General features: G+C 55.4%; 19 protein-coding genes. 8 read left to right on the top strand and 11 right to left on the bottom strand.

All coding sequences use genetic code 11. The annotated features are described in order from the left end of the window. Positions 1–363, top strand: a 363-nt coding sequence (locus H6G13_RS19585) for a TolC family protein (RefSeq protein WP_190485910.1), incomplete at its 5' end; no start/stop codon positions are given. Between the two features lie 88 nt (positions 364–451). On the opposite strand, the gene H6G13_RS19580 is transcribed toward H6G13_RS19585, so the two are convergent. Further along, a complete protein-coding gene (locus tag H6G13_RS19580; protein ID WP_190485946.1) occupies positions 452–751 on the bottom strand; it encodes a hypothetical protein in 300 nt (99 codons plus the stop codon). 446 nt (positions 752–1197) lie between these two features. Here H6G13_RS19580 and H6G13_RS19575 point away from each other — a divergent pair, with 446 nt between their 5' ends. Continuing rightward, on the top strand, positions 1198–2316 hold the full coding sequence (locus tag H6G13_RS19575) for a D-alanine--D-alanine ligase family protein (RefSeq protein WP_190485908.1): 1119 nt from the start codon (positions 1198–1200) through the stop codon (positions 2314–2316). A 269-nt stretch (positions 2317–2585) separates the two neighbouring features. After that, positions 2586–3215, top strand: coding sequence for a hypothetical protein (locus H6G13_RS19570; protein ID WP_190485906.1), 630 nt, complete (start codon positions 2586–2588; stop codon positions 3213–3215). Positions 3216–3293: 78 nt separating this feature from the next. Here H6G13_RS19570 and H6G13_RS19565 read toward each other — a convergent pair whose 3' ends face one another. From H6G13_RS19565 to H6G13_RS19550, 4 genes are all read right to left on the bottom strand, one after another. After that, on the bottom strand, positions 3294–5213 hold the full coding sequence (locus H6G13_RS19565) for a cyanophycin synthetase (protein ID WP_190485905.1): 1920 nt from the start codon (positions 5211–5213) through the stop codon (positions 3294–3296). 255 nt (positions 5214–5468) lie between these two features. Next, a complete protein-coding gene (locus H6G13_RS19560) occupies positions 5469–6716 on the bottom strand; it encodes a family 10 glycosylhydrolase (RefSeq protein ID WP_242028421.1) in 1248 nt (415 codons plus the stop codon). Positions 6717–6840: 124 nt separating this feature from the next. Beyond that, entirely contained in the window at positions 6841–9372 is a 2532-nt protein-coding gene (locus H6G13_RS19555) for a hypothetical protein (RefSeq protein ID WP_190485903.1), read from the bottom strand. Between the two features lie 68 nt (positions 9373–9440). Continuing rightward, positions 9441–10022, bottom strand: a complete 582-nt coding sequence (locus tag H6G13_RS19550; protein ID WP_190485901.1) for a thioredoxin family protein — start codon at positions 10020–10022, stop codon at positions 9441–9443. A gap of 322 nt (positions 10023–10344) precedes the next feature. Here H6G13_RS19550 and H6G13_RS19545 point away from each other — a divergent pair, with 322 nt between their 5' ends. Further along, a complete protein-coding gene (locus tag H6G13_RS19545; protein ID WP_190485899.1) occupies positions 10345–12399 on the top strand; it encodes an AMIN domain-containing protein in 2055 nt (684 codons plus the stop codon). 78 nt (positions 12400–12477) lie between these two features. Here H6G13_RS19545 and H6G13_RS19540 read toward each other — a convergent pair whose 3' ends face one another. After that, positions 12478–13743 (bottom strand): DUF4870 domain-containing protein, encoded by a 1266-nt coding sequence (locus H6G13_RS19540; protein WP_190485897.1) that lies wholly within the window; start codon positions 13741–13743, stop codon positions 12478–12480. 288 nt (positions 13744–14031) lie between these two features. Here H6G13_RS19540 and H6G13_RS19535 point away from each other — a divergent pair, with 288 nt between their 5' ends. Beyond that, positions 14032–15135 (top strand): hypothetical protein, encoded by a 1104-nt coding sequence (locus H6G13_RS19535; protein WP_190485894.1) that lies wholly within the window; start codon positions 14032–14034, stop codon positions 15133–15135. A gap of 36 nt (positions 15136–15171) precedes the next feature. Here the strand turns inward: H6G13_RS19535 and H6G13_RS19530 are convergent, their stop codons facing one another. Next, complete coding sequence (locus tag H6G13_RS19530) at positions 15172–16215, bottom strand: GAF domain-containing protein (RefSeq protein ID WP_190485893.1); 1044 nt, start codon at positions 16213–16215, stop codon at positions 15172–15174. Between the two features lie 142 nt (positions 16216–16357). On the opposite strand from H6G13_RS19530, the gene H6G13_RS19525 reads away from it, so the two are divergent. Next, on the top strand, positions 16358–16531 hold the full coding sequence (locus H6G13_RS19525) for a hypothetical protein (protein WP_190485891.1): 174 nt from the start codon (positions 16358–16360) through the stop codon (positions 16529–16531). Positions 16532–16625: 94 nt separating this feature from the next. On the opposite strand, the gene H6G13_RS19520 is transcribed toward H6G13_RS19525, so the two are convergent. From H6G13_RS19520 to H6G13_RS19505, 4 genes are all read right to left on the bottom strand, one after another. Further along, positions 16626–16982 carry a DNA-binding protein gene (locus H6G13_RS19520; RefSeq protein WP_190485889.1) on the bottom strand — a complete coding sequence of 119 codons (357 nt, stop codon included), beginning with the start codon at positions 16980–16982 and terminating at the stop codon, positions 16626–16628. 73 nt (positions 16983–17055) lie between these two features. Continuing rightward, entirely contained in the window at positions 17056–17568 is a 513-nt protein-coding gene (locus H6G13_RS19515) for a metallophosphoesterase family protein (protein ID WP_190485886.1), read from the bottom strand. Positions 17569–17669: 101 nt separating this feature from the next. After that, entirely contained in the window at positions 17670–19013 is a 1344-nt protein-coding gene (locus H6G13_RS19510) for an MATE family efflux transporter (RefSeq protein ID WP_190485884.1), read from the bottom strand. A 100-nt stretch (positions 19014–19113) separates the two neighbouring features. Then, positions 19114–19827 carry an SDR family oxidoreductase gene (locus H6G13_RS19505; RefSeq protein ID WP_190485882.1) on the bottom strand — a complete coding sequence of 238 codons (714 nt, stop codon included), beginning with the start codon at positions 19825–19827 and terminating at the stop codon, positions 19114–19116. 95 nt (positions 19828–19922) lie between these two features. On the opposite strand from H6G13_RS19505, the gene H6G13_RS19500 reads away from it, so the two are divergent. Continuing rightward, on the top strand, positions 19923–20588 hold the full coding sequence (locus tag H6G13_RS19500; protein ID WP_190485880.1) for a metalloregulator ArsR/SmtB family transcription factor: 666 nt from the start codon (positions 19923–19925) through the stop codon (positions 20586–20588). Then, positions 20581–21129, top strand: coding sequence for a nucleotidyltransferase family protein (locus H6G13_RS19495; RefSeq protein ID WP_190485878.1), 549 nt, complete (start codon positions 20581–20583; stop codon positions 21127–21129). Before H6G13_RS19500 ends, H6G13_RS19495 begins: the two co-directional genes overlap by 8 nt. Positions 21130–21184 lie beyond the last annotated feature (55 nt).

Raw genomic sequence — 21184 nt, 5'->3', positions numbered from 1 at the left:
GCGCGGGCTCGAGCTGAGCAGCGAGAGCGAGACATTGAGATAGCCGAGAGCCAGTTTGCCGACACGCAAGATGGGGTGCGTCTGGAGGTAGAGCAGTCGTATTTCAACCTAGTAGCGAATCAGGACAACATCGGCACAGCAGAGCTGGCGGTGCGGCAGGCCAGAGAAGCACTAGAGCTAGCCCAGCTACGCTTTGATGCGGGAGTGGGCACTCAGCTTGATGTGTTGAGTGCGACTCGCGAGTTGACCGAGGCAGAGGGGAACTTTGTGCGGGCGATTTTGGGCTACAACCGTTCTCTGGCTGCCCTGGAGCGGGCTATCACCAACCTTCCAGCAGCGGGAACTGCTGCGCCCGGTTTCTAGGGGGTGAGCGCCAAGCAGCGTTCGCTTTCGCAAAGCAAAGGCATTAACCTTCCTCTGGAGAGTTAATGCCTTTTGTGCTTGTGGCCTCCTATTCAAGCACCTCGGTTGACTGAGATTCGCATAGCCGCTCAATTGCCTGCTCAGCAGAAATGAGGCGCTTGAGAACGACGTTGCCGATGGCGGGTTTAGCGACGTCCTGGGGCTTGACCTCGACCATTAAGACCGTGTCTTCAACTTGGTAGAGCCAAAGTTTCTCGCCCCGCTCCTCAATGAATAAATTGAGGCGACGAATGTGGGGTCGGCGCTGCCAGGCTAACTCATCCCAAAGTCCGCCAAACTCCCATACCCGGCCTGTGATCCAACCGTCTGACAGAAAGAAATACTTCACCGTCGCCACTGCCACGCCATGTCCTCTGGCATTATCCACTGTTGTGGCTCCATTTCCTATGGCGTGCGGTGGGGCTAACGCTGCGAATTTTCCCTGATGATACAAATTGCTCGCTTGGATCACTGGGTCTTGACTGTTCAAGATAGAGAGATAACCTGTCAGTTCTACCTGCGAGATCTTGACGGTAATCTCATTGAGCTGGCCCGACCTTTGTCTGCCGAGGCAAGACAACTCTAAGGCAGGTATTTTGAAAATCGCACTGAACTTTCCGGATAGGCATGGCCTAGCTGGAAAAGTGGAATGGTAGATGCACCCTGATTGTTAACCCCTGAGATGCCTGGAGGGATCTCAGGGGTTTTCTTTTGCAGCTTTTTAGGCAGGGGCGGCAGCACTCTGTGATACCCTATCCGCAATAAAGCGCAACATTCAGCCAGGAGAGTAGGGCTATGGCAAAACTGCGGGTTGGGCTGATCTTCGGCGGCCGCTCAGGAGAACACGAAGTCTCTATTCGCTCTGCCCAGGCGATTGCCCGTGCCCTGGGCAGTGGGGCCAATGCCGACAAGTACCAAGTGCTGCCGATCCACATCAACAAGGACGGCGGCTGGCTGTTTGGCGAGGTGGCTCATCAGGTGTTGACCTCAGGCAAGCCCCTCATGCTGACTGGAACTGCCGAGCCTGCTGCTAAGAGTGCTCCCGGTGCAATCACTCCAGGAGCGCCCTCTCCCCTAGGCCGCCTGCCCGTTTTTCAGCAGCTCTCAGAAATCGATGTCTGGTTCCCGGTGCTGCATGGGCCTAACGGCGAAGACGGCACAGTTCAGGGGCTGATGACGCTGCTACAAATGCCGTTTGTCGGCTCAGGCGTACTCGGATCGGCGCTGGGCATGGACAAGATCGCTATGAAGATGGCCTTTGCCCAGGCCGGACTGCCCCAAGTGAAGTACATCCCGGTCACTCGATCTGAGGTGTGGTCAAACCCCTGTGTGTTTCCTAAACTGTGCGATCGCATCGAAGCCGAGCTAGGCTATCCCTGCTTTGTCAAACCGGCCAACCTAGGATCTTCAGTCGGCATTGCCAAGGTCAACAGCCGCAGCGAGCTAGAAGCCGCCCTTGACAGTGCCGCCAGCTACGACCGCCGCCTGATTGTAGAAGCAGGCGTAGTGGCCCGCGAGGTTGAGTGCGCTGTGCTGGGCAACGACAACCCTAGAGCTTCGGTTGTGGGCGAAATTACCTTCCAAAGCGACTTTTACGACTACGAAACCAAATATACCGACGGTCAGGCCGATCTCTTGATTCCAGCCAACTTGCCCGATACCGTAACCCGGCAAATCCAAGAAATGTCGATTCAGGCATTCCAAGCCGTTGATGCTGCTGGAATCTCCCGCGTAGATTTCTTCTATGTTGAGTCGACTGGGGAAGTGCTGATCAACGAGATCAACACCCTACCTGGCTTCACCGCTACCAGTATGTACCCCCTGCTGTGGGAGGCCAGTGGTGTTTCCTTTGAGGCTCTGGTTGATACGCTGGTGCAGCTAGGTCTGGAGCGGACAGCGCAGGCGGCGGAATAGGACGCGGGGACGCGCGAAGGTTAGGAGTGGCGAGTAGAAGTTGAGGGTGTGGGAACTCGAAGCTTAAACTCCCTACGTCTCCCCTTCCCTGCGTTTCTTTCTTCAATTTCTGCCGAGATCGCGCTCCCAATTTTCGTTTGAAGTGAGTATAATCTTCCATCCGGGTAGAGCAGGCTCTGCTGCCTGTTTAGGTGATTTCACCTGAATAACCTCGGTATCTATAGGGGTTGAACTCAGCTTCAGTGCGACCGTAGGGAGCGTATTTTGAGATGCCGGTTGATAAAACAGAATTTTTGAGACTCTATCAGCAGGGAAAGCAGGATGTAGAAATCGCGCGGCTGCTGAACTGTAGCCGTGAGTATATCCGTAAGGTGCGAAACAGCTACGGGTTACCGGTGCAGCCCAAAGTTAAAAAGCTGGATCGGCTGTCAGCCGCCGACCGTCAGGCAATTGAGCAAAAGCTCCTCTCTCTGCTGCCTATTGACCAAGTCGCTGCAGAGTATGGCGTAAGCCCAGATGTTTTGCAGGAAGGGTTTCGGGAGGTCACCAGGCAGGCGCTTGTAAAGCGAAAGCAGGCCCGCTTAGTTAACATCTCCAACTATTGGCAGGGCCGACAGGTGGGAATGCTGACTATTCAATCGGTCAATCAAGACTCGGCTACATCGGAATATTGGGTCGAGGGTCGCTGCAGCTGCGGCAGGCAAAAGCAGATCACGCTAAATAATCTCAGGTCAGGTCGGGTTTTTTCCTGCTCTAAGGGCGGCTGTATGGGGCTAGCCAAGGCCAATGCTCTGGCTTACCGGCAGTCGCTCAAAGAGCTTTTAGCAGGAGAACCCAGAGATCCTTCAACGGGACGGGTTTCTGCTGTTCTTAGCTCGGCTCTGCAGGAGACTACGTAGGGGAAGACGAGGGGATTTCTCGTAATCCCCTCGTCTTCCCCTCTCTATGTCCTCGCGTCTATTTCAAAACCACAAGGGCTAGGTGGGAAAAACCGTGGACAGTTCTTTCAGGTAAACCCGATCAAACGGTTCGTCTTCGTTGAGCTGATATTGCTCGATTAGTCCATTGCGGTGAATGGAGACGGTTCTGTCTTCTTTAATCACTACAGTGGAATGCTCGAATGTGTCTCGGGCTAGCATTCTTTCTACATTGGTGGGGTTGTCTAAGACAACCAGGTTGCTGCCGTAGTAGAACATGCCTTCGCGATCCAAAACGCTCTCGGGATATTCTGCGATTAGCAGGTCAAGCTTAGGATGCCGCAGCAGGTTTTGAACGTTGGTGTTGTAGCCAGCATGGAACGCTTTGGTGGCGCGGTTAATAAACACATTGCCCTGGCACACTGCACCAATGATCCAGTCGGGGTGCTGCAGCAAAATGCTGTCGATCAACTCCTGCAGGCACTTAGTCGAAATCTGGTTAAAGCTGATGGTGGGGATGCGGGCGTCTTCCCCGGAGGAGAAAAAGGTTTTTAGGATGGCAGCGGCTACGTCAACGGATTCCCCAACGCTGGGCTTGAGATGCATGAAAATGCCGGGGGCAGAGTTGATCTCAAGGATGCTAAAGTTGCCGTCTTTCCAAGAGCGGCTAATGTCGGAGGTAATCGCGTCAATTCCCAAGCAGGTCAGACGGAAGTGCTGGGCTACATCCTGGGCCAGAATCAGGTTGTCGGGGTGAATGGTGTGGGTAGCATCAATGCTGATGCCCCCTGCCGAGAGGTTGGCGACTTTGCGCAGGTAAACGGTTTCACCTGGGTTTAGCACGGTTTCTAACGACAGACCCTGCTCCTCTAGATATAGCTGCAGGGCATGATCGCGCTGGATCTGGCCCATGGGTGACGTGGGCGTATCTGAGCGGGCAGCCGATCGGTTTTCCTTGTCGATCAGTTCATCAATGGTGGCATAGCCATCGCCTGTGACTGATGCTGGACGGCGCTCGGTGGCGGCGACAAATCTACCGTTGACGCACAGCAAGCGGTAGTCTTTGCCGGAGATACTTTTTTCGACAATGATGCGAGCGGGTTGATCGGGCACAGCAGCCTGCACGGCTCGCTCAAAAGCATGTTTCAGCTCTCCGTCGTCTTGTACCTCTGCGGTTACGCCGATGCCCTTGTGGCCCACGACGGGCTTTACTGCGACTGGGTAGCGAATGCGGGCTGCTGCTGACAGGGCTTCTTCTAGGGTGTAGACAATGTCACCCTGGGGCACCGGAAAGCCTAGCGTGTCTAGAAATGCTTTGCAGTCGTCTTTGCGGGTTGTGAAGTCGGAGTCGAGGTGGCTATCGGGATCGAAGGTGGTGGCAATGCCTCGGACCTGGTTTTTGCCATAGCCATACTGCATCAGCCCCTCATCCCACAGGTAAAAGGCGGGAATGCCTAGAGCATCTGCCGTTCTCAGCAGGGCATAGACCGTAGGGCCGCCGTAGACAGAGCGGCGAAACTGCTGTTGCAGAGTGCGGATTTGATCTTCTAGCGCAAAGAATTGCCCTCGCGCAATTGCCTCGAACCAGTCCCAAACGTCGTAGATAAGGGCCCGACTCGTTTTGGCATGGAGCGTTTGAACAGCGATGCGATCGCAATCCCTTGGGCCTTGCCCAAGGCTCCACCGATTGAGATGGAGGTCCATATCTAGGGTGCTCACCTCTGCAACGGTGCAGGCAAAGAGATGGGCCACTGAGTCGTAGGCCTGCTCTTTGAGGCGGGGATAGCGCTCGCCTACCGCCTCTAGGTAATCTGCGATCGCAAGCGGCTCGGCATTTCCAGTCAGGGCCAAATCAAATACATAGGCGGCCGTGTTGAGGTAGGGATTGGGGCCCATGTAGTGCCTGAAATTGAAGATGTCGAAGACATCACTTGCTTTAGCGTTAACGCGAACGTAGTTCAGACTTTGCTCTAAAACCATGAATATCTTTAAAAATAGGAGTCCGACATCGCTCAACCCAAACTCTAGAGTAGAACGGGCGACTCGATCCTCTATCGCAAGGTCATGCTATGTCAGAGATTCTCCAAGGGGGCTGGCCCAGGCATGGGAGTAGGGTTTTGATTGCTTTTTCCCTGCACTGCCCTCGACGATAACCCCCTCGCTTAACTTCTCGCTAACACCCTTGGCTTTCAACTGATGCTGCTCCCAGTTAGCCCTGGGGGCTTTTTTATTGGGCTAGGCTCTGGGGCGCGGGCGCGGGGGTGTGAAAAGCGATCGCACCGTCTCAGATCGGGTTTCATTTAAGTCGCCCCTGCCGCGCCAAATCGTTTCATAGAAGAAAAAAGACACGCCAGCATAGCCCATCGACCGTGCCGCCTGAACCTGCTGCTGAATCAGCGCAATTGGCACCGGCTGATTTCTCAGACCCGTCAAAATGCCCACTCCAGTAGGTACATGGCTGCGAGCAGCCCTCAGCTCTGGGTCTTGCAGCAGCGTCACAAAACTCTGCAAATTGTCCCGATAGGCCTGAATTACCAGCTCCTCAACATAGCCATCCCGCCACCAGGTCGGCCAGTCCTGCAGGCCATCCTGGTATGCCGTATCCGCCGGATGGGGCGAGAGCGACAAAACAGCTCTTGGTCGCCGTGCCTTGACCGCCCGAAAGACCTTATCCATCAGCTGAGTCATTTTGTTGGCCCGCCAGCGCGTCCACTCAGCATCGTAGGGGTTGGTCGGGGGCGCTTTGCCGCCGTGCTCCTGCCGGTAAAGGTTAATCGTAAATGGGTCGTAGCCAAACTCCACCGGCAGCGCAAAGTGATCGTCAAGCTGCAAACCATCTACCGCGTAGTTAGCCATCAGCTCACTGATCAGCCCCAGCAAAAACGTCTGCACCTGCGGATGAAAAGGATTGAGCCAAACCCGAGAATGGTGCCCCTCCTGATAGAGCTGAGCCTGAGGCAGCGCCCCCTGCTTCTGAGTTAGCCAGTCAGGATGCCGCTGAGCCAGCCGCGAATTGGCAGGAGCCATCAGACCAAACTCAAACCAGGGAATTACGCTCAAGCCTTGGTCGTGGGCTATCTCCACCAGCTCCTTCAGCATATCCCGGTCCCCTTGGGTGGCCTCTAGCGCCTCGTTGCGCCCCTGCTCATCCACATCGGGGTAAAGCCCTTGCTGGTAGCCAATTACTTGATTTGCGATCGCGCTGGGAAAAAGCGTAAACCCCCAATTCCAGACTGTTGGATAAACCGTATTGAAATGGTGATCCGCCAGCGTTTGCATCGTCTCCTGCAAAACCTGAGTCTGAAACAGCACATTGCTGTCAATATTAGTGAGCCACACCCCCCGAATCTCATGGGCCGGACCGCTCGAAGCTAGCCCCGGCTGTGCCCAAAGCGCAGTCGCCCCCCCAGAACCACCCAAACTTAACATTGCCGCCAACAACGCCAGCACCCACCAGCGCAGCCGCCTCAACCCATCCCGCATAGACCCCACCAGGCTCACTTTGTGACTACTTTCAAGCAGCAGCCTGCCTGATCAGGAGAGTTGTGGATGAGTGGGTGAGTGGATGGATTGGGCGAAGGATCCAAAGCTCTCCGCTCTCTGCTCCCTATGGCACCACTTCCAGCGGCTCCGGCAACGACATATCCCTCAGCGTATACCCGCCATACAGGGCATGGCTGCGCTGGATTACTTGATTCAAAGCCTCCGCATAGGCGGCTCCCGCATAGGGCGGCAGGTTAATTCGTGTCATATAAGCAGGGGAATAGACTGCCTTAAAGTGCTTGCTAAATGCTGGGATGGTCAATCGATTGCCCTCAAGCGTAAAAGACAGATCGAGGCTGCCATCGGCTCGGGTCGTAAACTCTGGGCTGTGCTGCAGCACCAGATCCTTCGAAAGTGTCACCTCAGGGCCGCCATACAGCAGCAGCTTCACTGGGTCTTTCTCGCTAACGATTGGGGGCAAAATCAGTCCTCGAATTGGGCTGTCGGCAGCAGGTGGGGCCAGTTCTATCGGGCTTCTACTGCTGGGCCAAGACGCAATTCGGTAATCCTGCAACCCTAGGCCGTGTAGGGCATTGGTGCCCACGAGCCCATCTGCCCCGGCAATGCGCTTAAGTTCTGAGCGGTATTTGTTTACCAGCGGCAGCAGGGCAACCTGCTCAGCCGATAGCGCTGCAGGAGAGTATCCTACCGAGAGATTAAAGCTGGTGGCCATAACCTGAACCAGGGTGGCAAAGTCCCACAGATTCAAATCATTTTGAGACACCATTTTGAAATGAAGTTGCCCAATGGCTGAGAGCACTGGTGCTTCCTCAGGGGTCAAGGCCATCAGATCCGGAACCAGATAGTTTTGCCCATACTTTTTAATCCAGCTGCCGTCGCCCCAGTGCGTGTTCATGTCAGGCATGTCGCGCAGAAAAGGCATGAGGCCCCGAACAAACTGCAGATACTGCAGATCTTGGCGGTCGATAGGCTTGAACTGGGCCTCGGCAAGGTCGCTAAGGCGTTTGGCGAGAGCGACGGTCAGCAGCGTAAAGGCGTCGGTGCTGATATCGAGATTGTGGGCCTGAAGCACCCGAAAAAACTGGGCCTCGGCGGCTGTCGTCTGCTGATAGCTCTGGTTGAGCTGAGTCAAATTGGCCTGAATAGTTCGTATCTCTGGGCGCAACTGCGGCACTTTGCGCTCCAGCACCTGCCAAAGCTGAGCGTTTAAAGCCTGATCGCTGAGAAAAAGCTGCAGCCGCTCCTGCTCCCCCAACCCCGCAGAATTGTCTCGAAAGAACCGAATAACGTCGGCTCTGGCTAAGGGATAGCTAGATGCGGCCAAAAGCCCTTTGGCAACGCCCTCGTGACGGGTTGCATAAATGCCGAGCAGGCGGGTGGTATCTAGCTGGGCAACAGAACGGCGATCGAGTCTATCTGTAAAGCCAATTCGGTGCCAGAAGCGATTATCTTCAAACTGATCGATCGCTGCCAGAATGGCCGGGTAGTGCGCCGTTAGGGCTTCAATCTGGGCAAGGTGCTGATGCTCCCAGCGGTGCTGCTGCCGCAAACGCACCTGGTAGTCTGTAGCGGCCTGCTCCACCTCTGGGGAAAACAGAGAAATTCCCTGTTCCCGCAGATGGGCGATGCTTAAGGCATGAACGCCTGGGGTATCTTCGGCGGCAGTCGGCGTGGGCAGGGGCAGTCGGCCCAGGACAATCGTTGTGCTGGTTGTGGGGCTTTCGGTGTAGTCGGCCTTTATCTCCGTCTGCTCGACCCGTTTGATGGCCTCTAATTTGGCCTGAGTCTCTAGGGGAGTGCCCAAAAAGGTACGCAGAAGATACTGCTGATTCGTCAACGCCAGCTCGTACTTATGAAAAGAGTGAACCGTGCCGGACTGCTCTAGCTCCATCTGCTGAAAGAACGCGTCGGACAGCGTGACAAGGTGGACTTCTACCAAAGGCAGCACTGCCGCCATCTCTACCCCGGCCGTGGCTGCGGCTGCAAAAAGCTGAGGGAAAAAGACCTCTCGGTAGTAGGCATCGGTATTGAACCGGCCAGCTTCTAAAAACTGCAGGTATTTTCCTTGCTGTAGGCCTTGGGTAATGAGCGGCAGGGCCGGGTTGCGCTGCAGCAGCCAGAAGAACTTATCGTCTAGAACGCCTTGCTGATTGGGCGGCAATGCATTCTGCACAGCGCTATAGGCGGCAGCAGAGAGCGGGGGCACGGTTGTACCGTTGGACAGCACAAAGGTAGTGCCCTCTGCCTGCTTGAGAAAAGTGGCTCCTTCTAGCAGATCGATCTGCGCTCTGGGTTCGACCCCGGTTAACGCAATAAAGCCGCTCCACTGAACCTCTGCCCAAAAAGCCTGGGCCCCCCGTTGTACCCCCTTTAGCAGCTCTCTGCGGCGGCTGCCTGCAAAGCGTTCTGTCGGTGAGGGCCGTTCTTCAGGTTGGTTATTAGGGACGGCAGAATTTTCTAGGGCGGCAGTTTGAGAGAGAGGCTCTGATACTGCTTGGAGCGGTTTTTCTAAGGCAGCGGTTGCGGCTGGATTAGAATAGCTGCCACCAGCTGCGGCCAGGCATAGCAGTGCTCCCAACAGGCCCCGCCTCGCTAGCCAGCGTGAGGGCAACAAGGATTGGGTGAGCCGTCCCATCACTCAGGTACCTGTCAAGAGATTGCTCAACTATACCGAATTGGAGTTGGCTCGCTTGGGTTAAGTTTTTAGCCAAAGTAGGCGGGTTCGTTACCAGGCTTCCACTTGATATTGCAGCCAATGCTAGGCTTCTGGGGCTCGGGAATCGGCTGGCCTGACAAGATGGCGTCTAGAGCGGCCCGCAAATCTTTGCCGGTAACGGGGATGTTGTTGCCAGGTCGACTGTCATCTAGCTGCCCTCGGTAGGCCAGACGACCCTCGCCATCGAAGAGGAAAAAGTCGGGGGTGCAGGCAGCAGTATAGCGCTTAGCGGTTTCCTGGCTTTCGTCGTAGCAAAGGGGAAAGGTAAAACCGAGGGACTCGGCCATCTGCTTGAGATGTTCGGGGCTGTCTTGGGGATGGGTCGCGACGTTGTTGGCGCTGATGGCGAGCAGGCCAACGCCTTTGGGGCCATAGTCCTGTCCTATCCGGGCAAGCTCTTGCTGCACGTGTTTAACGAAGGGGCAGTGCTGACAGATGAACATTACCAGCAGTGCCCGAGAGCTAGAGAAGGTCGCTAGGGAAGTAGACTGGCCAGAAACCACGTCGGGCAGGGTGAAGTCGGGAGCTGCCGTTCCGAGAGGGAGCATTGTGGACTCAACCATCACCATAGAAGCTATCTCCAGTTACGCGTGTTCTTCCGCATCGTATCTTGTGACTTTGCAGAATGCGTGGGGGCGTAAATGTTGCGGTTTGTTTCGTTTTTAGCCCTATTATTGTTTGCGGATAGACTTTTCTAGGATGCAAACCCTTGCATTTCCGGCAATTCTGCGTATCCTTAAATAGGTTTTCTAGATGAGCACTGTATCTAGACTCTTGACAACGAGAGTTGCTGCTGTATCTAGCGTCGGCTGCACCGGATAGGGCACTCAAGCCGTACTTTAGAGAATTGGAGATGAGGCAATGAAGCAGCATCAGTTAGCAGGCTGGTTGATGAGTAAGCTGATTGCAGGATCGGGAAGCAGAGGGCTGGAAGGCGGTTTGGGGCTTCTTTTAGGCCAGTCGCTTGCTGCTGCCATTGTTTTTGCCAGCCCCATAGCGTCTGCAGCCGTGCTGTCTAGCTGGGACTTTGAGCCCTCTAGCCAGCAGCTCTCGGTGACGCTGCCTAAGGGCGTTACGCCTCGATTTTTGGTCTTTGCTGAGCCTGCCCGTATTGTGCTGGAAGTGCCCAATACGCAGCTGGGTACGCTGCCAACGGAGCAGATCTATGGGGGGGCGATTCGCCGGGTGCAGGTAGTGCAGGAGACGGCCAACACTGTTCATGTTGTGCTGGAGCTGGCCCCGAATACTGTTATTGACCGTCGCCATGCTGAACTGGTTTCTGCTGAGGTGGGTGACCAGACTCGCTGGACATTGACGCCGCTGATTGTAGACAGCGGTGTTCCGATCGCAACTACCCCTGCTCCTGCTGCCCCGCTGCCAGAGACAGCGACTGTCCCAATGCCCTCTCCTGCGCCCGCTGCTCCTGAGCAGGCGACCTCCACCCTTCCGCTTGACTCAGTACCCACAGGCCCTCGATTTATTGAAACTCCTGAGGGTGAACTCAGCATTCGCGCCTCTAACCTGATGCTGCCTTCTCTGGCTGAGGGGCAGGCAACGCTGCCCAATACGCTGCCGGTAGACCCCTTTGAACCCAGCTTTGCCCCAGCGGCTCAAGTCACTGTACCGCCTCTAGATAGCACGGTGGCTGTAACTCCAAACTCGCCTCAAGTAGAGGTGCCGTTCCTAGAAGACACGGCCTCTGAACCTGGAGAGTCAGCGGGTGCGATCGCAATCAACCCCCCTGCCCTCACGGCTCCCCTCTCAAATTCAACGTCGCTAGATCCAGCAGATCTTGAGACGACAGAAACCGCACCTATCACCGTCATTGCTCCTCCCGAGCAGACCCAGGAACCCCTTGCTGCCAGTGCCCCAACCGAACCGGTAGCCACTGCTGAGCCTGCCGCTGCGCCCCAACTGGACCTCGCGGTTGAACCTCCACAGCTTGCCCCTGCGATCGCAAGTGAGCCTGCTCCAATGACCCCACCCGCTGTAGAGGTTCCGGAACCTGCTGTAGCGACAGCTCCGGCCAATGTCTTTGTTCCTCAGGTGCCTGAGGTACCTGCGATCGCACCGACTGCACCGGCAGAAATTGTGCCTGCTCCCTCCGCCACACTCACTCCCTCCGCCACACCCGAGGCCCTGAACCAAGAACCACCTTTCATTAACACCGCTGCTGCTGCCCCTCAGCCCGCTGCGGCCCCTGATGCGATCGTGACCCTGCCGCCCGCTGCCGCTGTTAGCCCTGCCGCAGCGCCCCTGACATCGACACCACCCGTGCCTGCTTCAGCTGAGCCAGTTCCCTTTCTAGCGACGGCCCCTCCCGATGGTCGACCGGCCTCCCCTGAAAACGTGATTTCCTTCGGGCAACCCCTGCCAGCAGCGACCGCAAAAGAAGAACTGCCCAGTTTTCCCTACCTTACGCCCCCCGAAGCCAATCCAGCAGCCAATCCTGATGTGCTGATTCCGGCAGGCACGCTGCTGCAGCTGCGCTATCCGGGGCCAGAGCCCCTACAGCTCGACCAGCGCTCGTCCCTAGATGCCGTGATGCTGCTGGCAGCTGACCTGAGAGATGCCAAAACCGGAGCGCTGATAGCCCCGGCAGGTAGCCAGTTAATGGGCCGCTTCGGCCCCGACGAGCTAGGGCTACGCTGGGTAAGTCAGGCAGTGCTGCTGCCGGGTCGGCAAGTGCCGCTCTCTGGAGCCTCCGCTTACTTCGCTGGCTCCCCCCAAATTTCGGGGCAAAGACTGGCCGTCAACTCCGGTATTGGAGCCTTGGCGTTAACAGTACTGACTGGCTTTACCGGCGTGGGCCTACTAGGGGGAGCCATGCTGGGAGCTACCACTGCCCTGGGTACAGCCCCGCAGATCATTGTGATCGAGCCTAACCAGATTATTGAGGTGCAGATTTTGGAAGACGTTCCCCGGAGCGAGCTGCAGTTGAATTAGGGCTGTGTTTGAGGGGACACGTCTCTTTCATGTCTCTTTCCTCCTGTCCTCTGTCTCCTGCCTTCTGTCTCCTTCTGCCTACAACAAGTGCAGAATTAACCAGCGAGGGTAGCGAAAGGTGCGCCTGCGATCGCGGGCACAAACGATGGTTGCAACCACGGGCCAAATGGCCAGCAGTAGGCAATACGTGATTAGGGGGATTACGAGCAGAATCAGCAGGGGGCCAAACACAATGGCTATCGGAAATAGGAACAGGGCGGCAGGGATACTAATGGCTAGCAGCACTAGAGAGGTGATGACGTAGTTGGTTGCTTCTTTGGCGTTGGCTTTGGCAACTGCATCTTGAGCAGTAAATAGAATCACCACAGGAATGACAAACCTCAACAGCCCTAGGAGGTTAGCCACGATGGAGTCTCTAAAGATCAGGGCGATTAGCACGCTGCCCAGCAGTGAGATTGAGCCGTGGGCGACTGCCGAGAGAATTTGGGGAGACAGGTCTTTTTGGCCTGATTGAATAATTGGCTTGACTTTTTTGGGGGTTGGCGTAGCGCCTAGGGAATCGTTCTCGGTCCCTATTGGCAGGGGATTGGCTCCGGGGTCTGTGAAGTCTGCCGCCTCAGAATCGGTTGGAGCCGGTGCTGGTGAAGTGGGCACAAGCTCTTTATCAGGCAAATCTAGGGTTTTGAAAAAGTCTCTGGCCCAGGCCTGCAGGCTTTCCTGGTCGCTCTTGTAGAGGTGCTGGCAAAGAGCTAGGGCTTTTTCAGGTTGTTCGTTGCCTCGGTAGGCTTTTCCTAGGCTGGTGCAGGCCCAGGCATAGTTGCTGTAGCTAGGGTCTGCGCCCTGAATGAAGGTTTCGAAAGCGGCGGCGGCTTCGTCGTAGCGCCGTTGCTGTAGGGCTTTACGGCCTGTAGAAAAAACTTCTGCTGCAGCTTCAGGCGACAGCAGTTCTGTAACCTGAAAAAAGGTGGCAGGAGCCTCTGCTTCGGGCGCAGGTGCGACCTCTGGTGTTGCTTCTGGTGTTGCTTCCGGTGCTGCCTCTGCAACGGCTGGCTGGCTAGCGGGAGGGGCCTCTTTTAGCAGCTTGGGCAGAACCTTTTGACCCCACTGCTGCACTTGGGGAATATCGCTTTTGATCAGCTGTTCGCAAAGTGCGATCGCATGGAGATCTTGCCCATTTTTCTGATAGGCCTGAACTAACCACATCTGGGCTTGAAAAAACTGTTTGGAGCGACGGTTAATAGATCCTTTGCAAAAGGCCTCTAGCGGCTCGATAGCATCTTGATAACGGGCCTGCTGCATGGCTTGGGCACCCGCCTGCAGCAAAGTTTCGGGAGAGGAACTCATAGGGGTTAAGTTGCAGCGCTAGCTTCAGGATGCCCAAATTTACAGAGAAAGTCGCTGTTTTGTGAAGTCTTTATAAGAGGCTGACAGATTAAAAGATTTGCTAATCGGATTCTTTAATCCCATCCTGATGCCAAATTGGGGCTAAATAGAACAATTTGTCGCTGCCTAGCCCTACCTGTGCCAGATCTTTCTCTGGCCTCGATTTACAGGCTGCATCAGTAAATTTACGGGCGACTGGTGAAGACCTTACTTAGACTTCCCAAGTCAATCATTCACACAGGAGCCAGTATGCGTCAACTCATTTTGAATCAGCTGAAATGCAATGAAACTGAAGATTGGGGGGCCGATGAGTGCCGCCTGGAAGTGTATGTTGATGGCACTCTGCAACCCTACCTAAAAAGAAGCCTTAACAATGGTCAGACGTGGGCCTTGAACCAGGCGTTTTCCTTTCAAAATTTCGTTGACATTAAGCTTTGGGATGAAGACTCTCCAGATGCCGATGACCTTCTCGGTGCGGTGCGCATTACAGCCAATCCAACCCCTGCTGCCACGGCCGCTTTTACCCGCGATGGCGCGAACTATCAGCTGCGTTATCAGGTGGTCCCTGCTCCTAGCACTTCGCCGGTAGACGCTGCGATCGCAACCTTCAAGCAGTCTAATCAACCTGGCGTTTGGCCCCATGTTAGCAAGGCCGATCTGCTAGATGATATTCAAAAGACCCTAGCTAATCCGCTGCAGGTCAACCAAAACTACACGCCGTTCTGCGGCCCCACAGCTATCGTGTTTGAGCTGGTTTCAAAGCAGCCTGCCCGTTACGTCTCTCTCTGCCAGGCGCTCTACGAAACAGGGCAGTTCCGTAGCCGCACCAAGGTAGTCAAACCTTCCCAAGGCCTGCTCCAAAGCAAGGTGAGGTCGGGCATGTCAACAGCAGACTGGATGCTAATTGCCACCCTGCGAGACACCGAAAACCTGATCTTCCCAGTGACGGGAGACTCGGGCAGCGTGGGCAACAACATCGCAGGCATCACCACGCCCTGGGAGATGAAAGGCTGGATTTACGAAATCTTGGGCTACGACCAAGTTGAGTTTGAATCAACCTTTGTCTATGGCGAGTTCGACGCTATGCGGGCTGCCGATGCGGCTCGCAGTCAGGGCGGCGTGGCGTTTTTGATGATCCACTCAGCGATGCTGGGCGGCGCGACTCCAGCAATTGCCCACCCCAACCACTGGGTTGCTTACCTGGGCGGCTTGCAGATTGATAATGGCGTTTGGTACAGCCATGACAGTGGCAAGATTCGCTTCAACTGCTACAGCTGGGGCAAGCAATATACGGTCGATTTATGCGAAGGTCCCTTTGAAGACTACATGTGGGGCGTTGTAACCGGCCGTTAAAGAGCGTTGATCTGTAGAGGCGCGTTAATCGCGTCTCTACAGGGTGTAGGGGTTGGGTTGAGCCTGTAGGATGTTGCCGGTTGAGGGTGAGTTGCGATCGCGCGTAGCCGTTTTAACCGAAGTGACCATCCAGCACTCTGCGGCCTCGTCTCGGTAAGACATCAGAGTATCGGAAACCCAGTGTAGGCTGCCGTCTTTGTGGCGAAACCGATATTCAAGGATCACAATGGCTTCTGCAAAGATGCTTTCAAAAGCCTTTTCCAGAGCAGGGGCCAGGTCTTCAGCCAAGATCTGCGATTGCCAGAGGGTGGGCTCGTCGATCAACGCCTGAGCCGTAAAGCCCAATACCCGCTCACACCCATCTGAGCAATAGTCCACCTCTATTCGGCGGTCTGCATAAACCCGCATGTGGACAATGGCAGCAGCGGCACTATTGAGAATGCTGAGCAACGAGTGCAGACGAGTCCGAAACGTTTGCAGAGCTTGGGTGCGCTGGGTTATCTCTGTGTTTAACTGCTGCTGCTGATAGTAAAACCGCTGCTGGAGGCTAATTTGGCTAATGGCAATACCAAGCTGTAGCGCCACCTGCCGCATCAGCTGAGCATCCAGCTCATCCCACGATCGAGGACTGCGGCACTGATGGGCAATTAATAGCCCCCACAGCTTTTTCTCACAGATAATGGGCACTACAAGATTGGCCTGTACCTGAAGCCGCGTCAGCAGATCTAGATAGCAGGGTGTGATATTGCTGGTATGTACGTTGGTAATGCTGCTGATATGTCCTTGGCGGTAAGGCTCAACCCAGTCAGCTTCAAAACAGGGGTCATAAATCAGCTGCCCCTGAATAGGCAGCCATTCAGCCCCTACCGACTCTATCGAAACGACCGCATCGCCACCGGGTAAAAGCTGGTAAATAATCACTCGGTCGGCTTCAAGCAGGGTACGAACCTGCTCAACAACAGCATTTAACAAGTTGTCCAGATTGACCGAAGGCTCGATCTGACGTGCGATCGCAGCCACCACCTCTAAAATCTGCTGCTCAGAGAGAAGAGAAGCAAACGGTTGTTGGTCGGGAAACATGGCATTGCAGGCCAACTGGGGCCATACACACTAGATCTTGACTTTTCATTATCTTTACGGAAGCCCTCGCTTTAGAACAAATCCACACGCACCGTAATAAAGAGAGTTATTCCTCAACAAAAGGCTCAGTTATAAACTGCCTTTGCTTTTTGATCTGCTGACCCGTGACATTAGGATGCTGGAGGAAGATGGCTGTGCGCTGGTGAGACAGGTGCGATCGCTCAAGCCAGAACAAAGGGGGCAGATTCCTGCGATCGCACTAACGATCTATGCTGGTGAAAGCGATCGCAAGACAGTGCAGTCTTCCAGCTTTTAGGCCTACCAAGCCAAACCGATTGACCCTACAGAACTGATTGAGATGGTCATGAATCTGCAGACAGGCTAGTTAGATCAAGCCCGCAGGTTAGGTCTCAACTTTCAACGTCGATCTCCCAGGGCGCAGGCCCTTCTGCATTGCGAATGAAGATGATGTCGCCATTGCTGCGAGTAATGCTAAACGCATCTAAGCGGTTGTCGGCATAGTTTCCAACGACGATAACTCGCTCCCCCGGCTGCAACTCAATCGAGTGGTGCCACTCAGGCCCCGCATTGACCACCGTTTGAACGGCTCCATCGCTGAGGACAAATTGATTGCCCTCGATTGTCTGCACATCTCCCATCAGGGTTAGGCTGCCGGGCTGCTGCAGGTTCTCTGCCGGAACTTGAGCATAAGCAGCGGGCAAACCGGTTGCCAGGGCCAGAAATAGGGCTGAGATCAGTGCTTTCATAGGACGACTTTGGCTGGAACGTTGCGCTTTAGTGTAAGGCCAAAACGTGACCCAGAAGTGACGCTAATCGGCTCTATACCTGCAGCTCAACCAGTGCCGACTGTACTTCGCTGCCCTCAATCTGCAGTCGGGCTACGCTGATCGGTAGCTTAAAGCGCCTCGGCCCCGCACTGCCCGGATTGAGAAACAAGATGCCGTTGTCTGTTGTGATCGCAGGTTTGTGAGAATGGCCGCTGATAACAACCTGAATGCCCGCGGATTTGGGGTCGAGATCCAAATCTTTAACGCTGTGCAGTAGATAGACAGCAACCCCCTCAATCTGCACTGTTTCCCGCTCAGGAATTGTCTCGGCCCAAGGGCCTTTGTCATTGTTGCCCCGTATAGCAATCACAGGAGCGATCTTGCCCAATTCTGTCAGCACCTCCAGACTCCCAATATCCCCAGCATGGAGAATCAAATTCGAGCCAGTCAAAGCCGCCAGCGCTTCGGGTCGCAGCAGTCCATGAGTATCTGAGATGACGCCGACCTGCGTACTAGATTGTGAAAGGATCTGAGGATTCACGCCGGGAGCTATGTCAGGAACCATGTCGGGAGCGATATCGGAAGTCTTTACAGCCGGAACTTGGGCAGCGGCCTGCCTATTCTTAAGATGACCGATGTTGCAACCTTTGGGTAGAAACCGAAAAATCAGATCAGCCGCCCCAGTCGCCAGCCAAATAAAATCGCCGAGCAGCCCACCCCAATCGCCTGCCCCAGCCAAAGGCCAATGCCTCCCAGGCCCACCACAAAGCCTAGGGTGTAGCCGCTGGCTAGGCCCACTCCCCAAAAAGCCAAGAAGCTAAGCAACATCGGCACCCGCGTATCTTTAAGGCCACGCAAGGCTCCGGCTGCAGTAGTTTGCACCCCGTCTAGAATCTGGGAGACAGCGGCAACGGCAAACATCGAAATAGCCAGAGAGATGACCTGAGCATTGTTGGGGTTGCCCAAATCTAGAAACAGCCCAATCGCGCTGCGGGGAAACAGCAGCAGCAGTAACGCCATCAGGATCATAAAAAATCCCCCCAAGCCCATGCCCACATAGGCTGCTCGCCGCACGCCCGCTGGATTTTGCTGACCATTCCACTGGCCGACACGAATGGTGGTGGCGTAGGACATGCCCAGCGGCACCATAAAGATCACGGCAATGGTCTGAAAAACGATCTGGTGGGCTGCCAATACTTCTGGCCCCAGCGCCCCCATCAGGTAAGTAGTAACTGTAAACAGGCCAATCTCTAGGGCAAAGGAAACGCCAATGGGCAGACCAATCCAAAACAGCTCTCGCAACACCTGAGGCTCAACTCGCAGTAGATTTTGAAACAGGCGGTAGGACTTGAGAAGGCGCTGCTTGAGCAGGTAAACCACCAGAGCGATAAACATGGCCCAATAGGAAATCACACTGGTTAAAGCAATGCCCGAAAGCCCCAGTGCGGGCAGGCCAAAGTGCCCAAACCCCAAAGCATAGTTGCCCGCCACATTTAACCCAGTGCCCGCCATCACAATTACCATGACCGGCTGCGGGTGAGACAGGGAAGACACCACATCCTTAAGTAGGGCAAAGGCCAGCGCCGGGAAAAACCCCCACAGAATGATCGTCAGGTAGGGTCGAGCCAGAATGGCGACGCTAGGGGCTTGGCCCAAGTGCTCCATCAAGCCATCCATACGCCACAGCAGACCCATAACCGGCAGCGACAGCAGCAGCGACAGCCAAAGCCCGTTGCGGGTGAGCTGCTGAATTCTTTTAGGGTTGGCGACCCCATAGGCTTCGGCTGCTAGGGGACTGACGCCGGTGATAATGCCGGAAGCGGTTACTAGCAGGGTGATGAAGGTGGTAGCGGCTAGTCCACCTGCGGCCAGCACATCTTGCCCTAACCAGCCCATCATGACCGTATCGACGAAGCTCGTCGCCGCCTGCGCCACCTGAGCCCCGGCTAAGGGAAAGGTCAACCGCAAGGCGGCTCGAATTTCATCGCGAAGCGAGGGCCGAATAAACATGGAAAACACGGGGGTAGAGGCTCCTGAACCAGGGTGATGCGATTGTGGAATTGGGGTGCTGCTGATTGTAAAACTAAGCGCTGGCGGTCAATCCTCGTGGCTAGAGCGCTGCAGAGTAGGCTTCATCAACTTTGAGGGTGGTTCCGGTAATGAACTTAGCATCGTCTGAAATTAGAAAACTGACTACCCTGGCTAGCTCGGTGTAGGTGACTGGACGGCCCAGCATCAGGTCGTTGGGCACGTCCCATCCGGCTAGCTCCTCTAGGCTGTCGGCGACGAAGAAGGGTGCGATCGCATTCATCCGAATCTGGTCTGCCCTGTAGCGTTTGGCGTAGAGCTTGGTAAAACCCTCCATTGCGGCTCGCAGGGTGCCGCTGAAGGGGGTCGCTAGACTAGGCTCCCGCGAGTCACAGGCCGAGATATTGACGATCGCACCGCCGCCCGACTGCCGCATCGGCTCAGTCACCAGCCGGGTCAGCCGCACTACGCTCAAAAACAGCATCTCAAAGTTTTCCTGCCACTGCTCGTCGGAAATGTCTAGCAGATCGGGTCGAGGCGGATCGCCAAAGCTGTTTACCACAGCATCAATGTGGCCATAGTGATCCAGCGTCGTGCTCACCAGCCGCTGCAAATCCTCAGGATTGGTTAAAGACCCCTGAGTGGCAATGCCGCCTAAATCAGAGGCCAAATCGAAAATGCTGGCAGAGCGAGCCAGCAGAGATACCCGGTAGCCCTCAGCCGCTAGCTCCCATGCACAGCCCGCCCCAATGCCGCGACTGGCGGCCGTAACAATGACGACGCGATCTGTCTTCATAATTGAATCCCCTAGAGTTTATAAAGAAAATACTTTAGAAACCATGGTAGATGAGTTCGATTGACTTTGTAAAGAAAAAACTTTAGCTTGTACCTATGACAACTCCTTCCCAAAAATCGCCCCATAACCGCACCCGCCAAGCCATTCTCCATTGCCTGAAGCAAGCTGGCCCCACCGATTCCCAGGAACTGGCGGCGGGGCTGGGCATTTCTGCGATGGCGGTGCGGCAGCACCTGTATGCCCTGCACGCAGAAAAGCTGGTGACTTACCAGGAAGAACCCCGGCCCATGGGTCGCCCAGCCAAGCTCTGGCAGTTGACCCCCAATGCTGACCGCTTTTTTCCCAATGGCTATGCTGATCTCACTTTGGGGCTAATTCAGTCGGTAATTGAAGCGTTTGGGCCAGATGGACTGGATCGCCTGTTGGCGGTTAGAACCCATCACCAGCTTGAGCAGTATCAAACGCAGATTCCCCGGCAGCAGGCGCTGGCGGCCAAGCTAAGTGCCCTGGCCCAGGTTCGCACTGAAGAGGGCTATATGGCAGAGGTGCGATCGCAACCCGATGGTTCTTACCTGTTGGTCGAAAACCACTGCCCCATTTGTGTAGCGGCAGCGGCGTGTACGGGGCTTTGCGATCGCGAGCTAGAAATTTTTCAGCAGGTGTTGGGCAACGAGGTCACCGTGAAGCGCACTGAGCACATTGTCGCGGGAGCCCGCCGCTGCGCCTACCGGGTTTGCCAGCAGGACTGCTCGGATGAGTGATCTAACTCGTTTGCAGGATATATTGGCTGCTTCGCCCATTGGTGTTGTCTTGCCTGCGATCGCTCAGCTCGATCTGCCTCACTGGTGGCTGGCGGGCGGTGCCGTTCGCAATACCGTGTGGCGGGCCTCCTTTGGCGAAACCTGCAGCTTAGTGATTAACGATTTTGACGTTGCCTTTTTTGATTTGGATGGCGATCGGGAGCAGGAACTCAAGGCCAAAACTACCTTGACGCAACAGTTTCCTGATTCCCTTTTTGACGTGAAAAATCAGGCCAGCTTTGCCCGCTGGCGCAAAGGTCGCAGGCCCTACCACAGCACTGAAGACGGCGTTGCTGACTGGCTGCATACCGCAACTGCCGTGGGCGTGCGGCTGGATCGCTCGGGACAGTGGCAGTTTTTTACCCCCTATGGCCTGACAGATCTGTGGCAAGGTCTTGTGCGGCCTACCCCAGCCCATCTGCACAACCCCGATGCTGAGCGCAAAGCAGCCTCATTTTTAGAGCGTTGCTCCCAACTCCAATTAGCCGAACCTGATAGCTAAAAGCTCACTTCCCACCAAACCTCCTCCTAGGGGGGAATAGGGGACAGATCTAGGA

The organism is Pseudanabaena sp. FACHB-2040, from assembly GCF_014696715.1.
Lineage (GTDB): Bacteria > Cyanobacteriota > Cyanobacteriia > Phormidesmidales > Phormidesmidaceae > JACVSF01.
The sequence above is the reverse complement of the archived record's forward strand: the minus strand, read 5'-3'. Positions and strand labels throughout refer to the sequence as shown.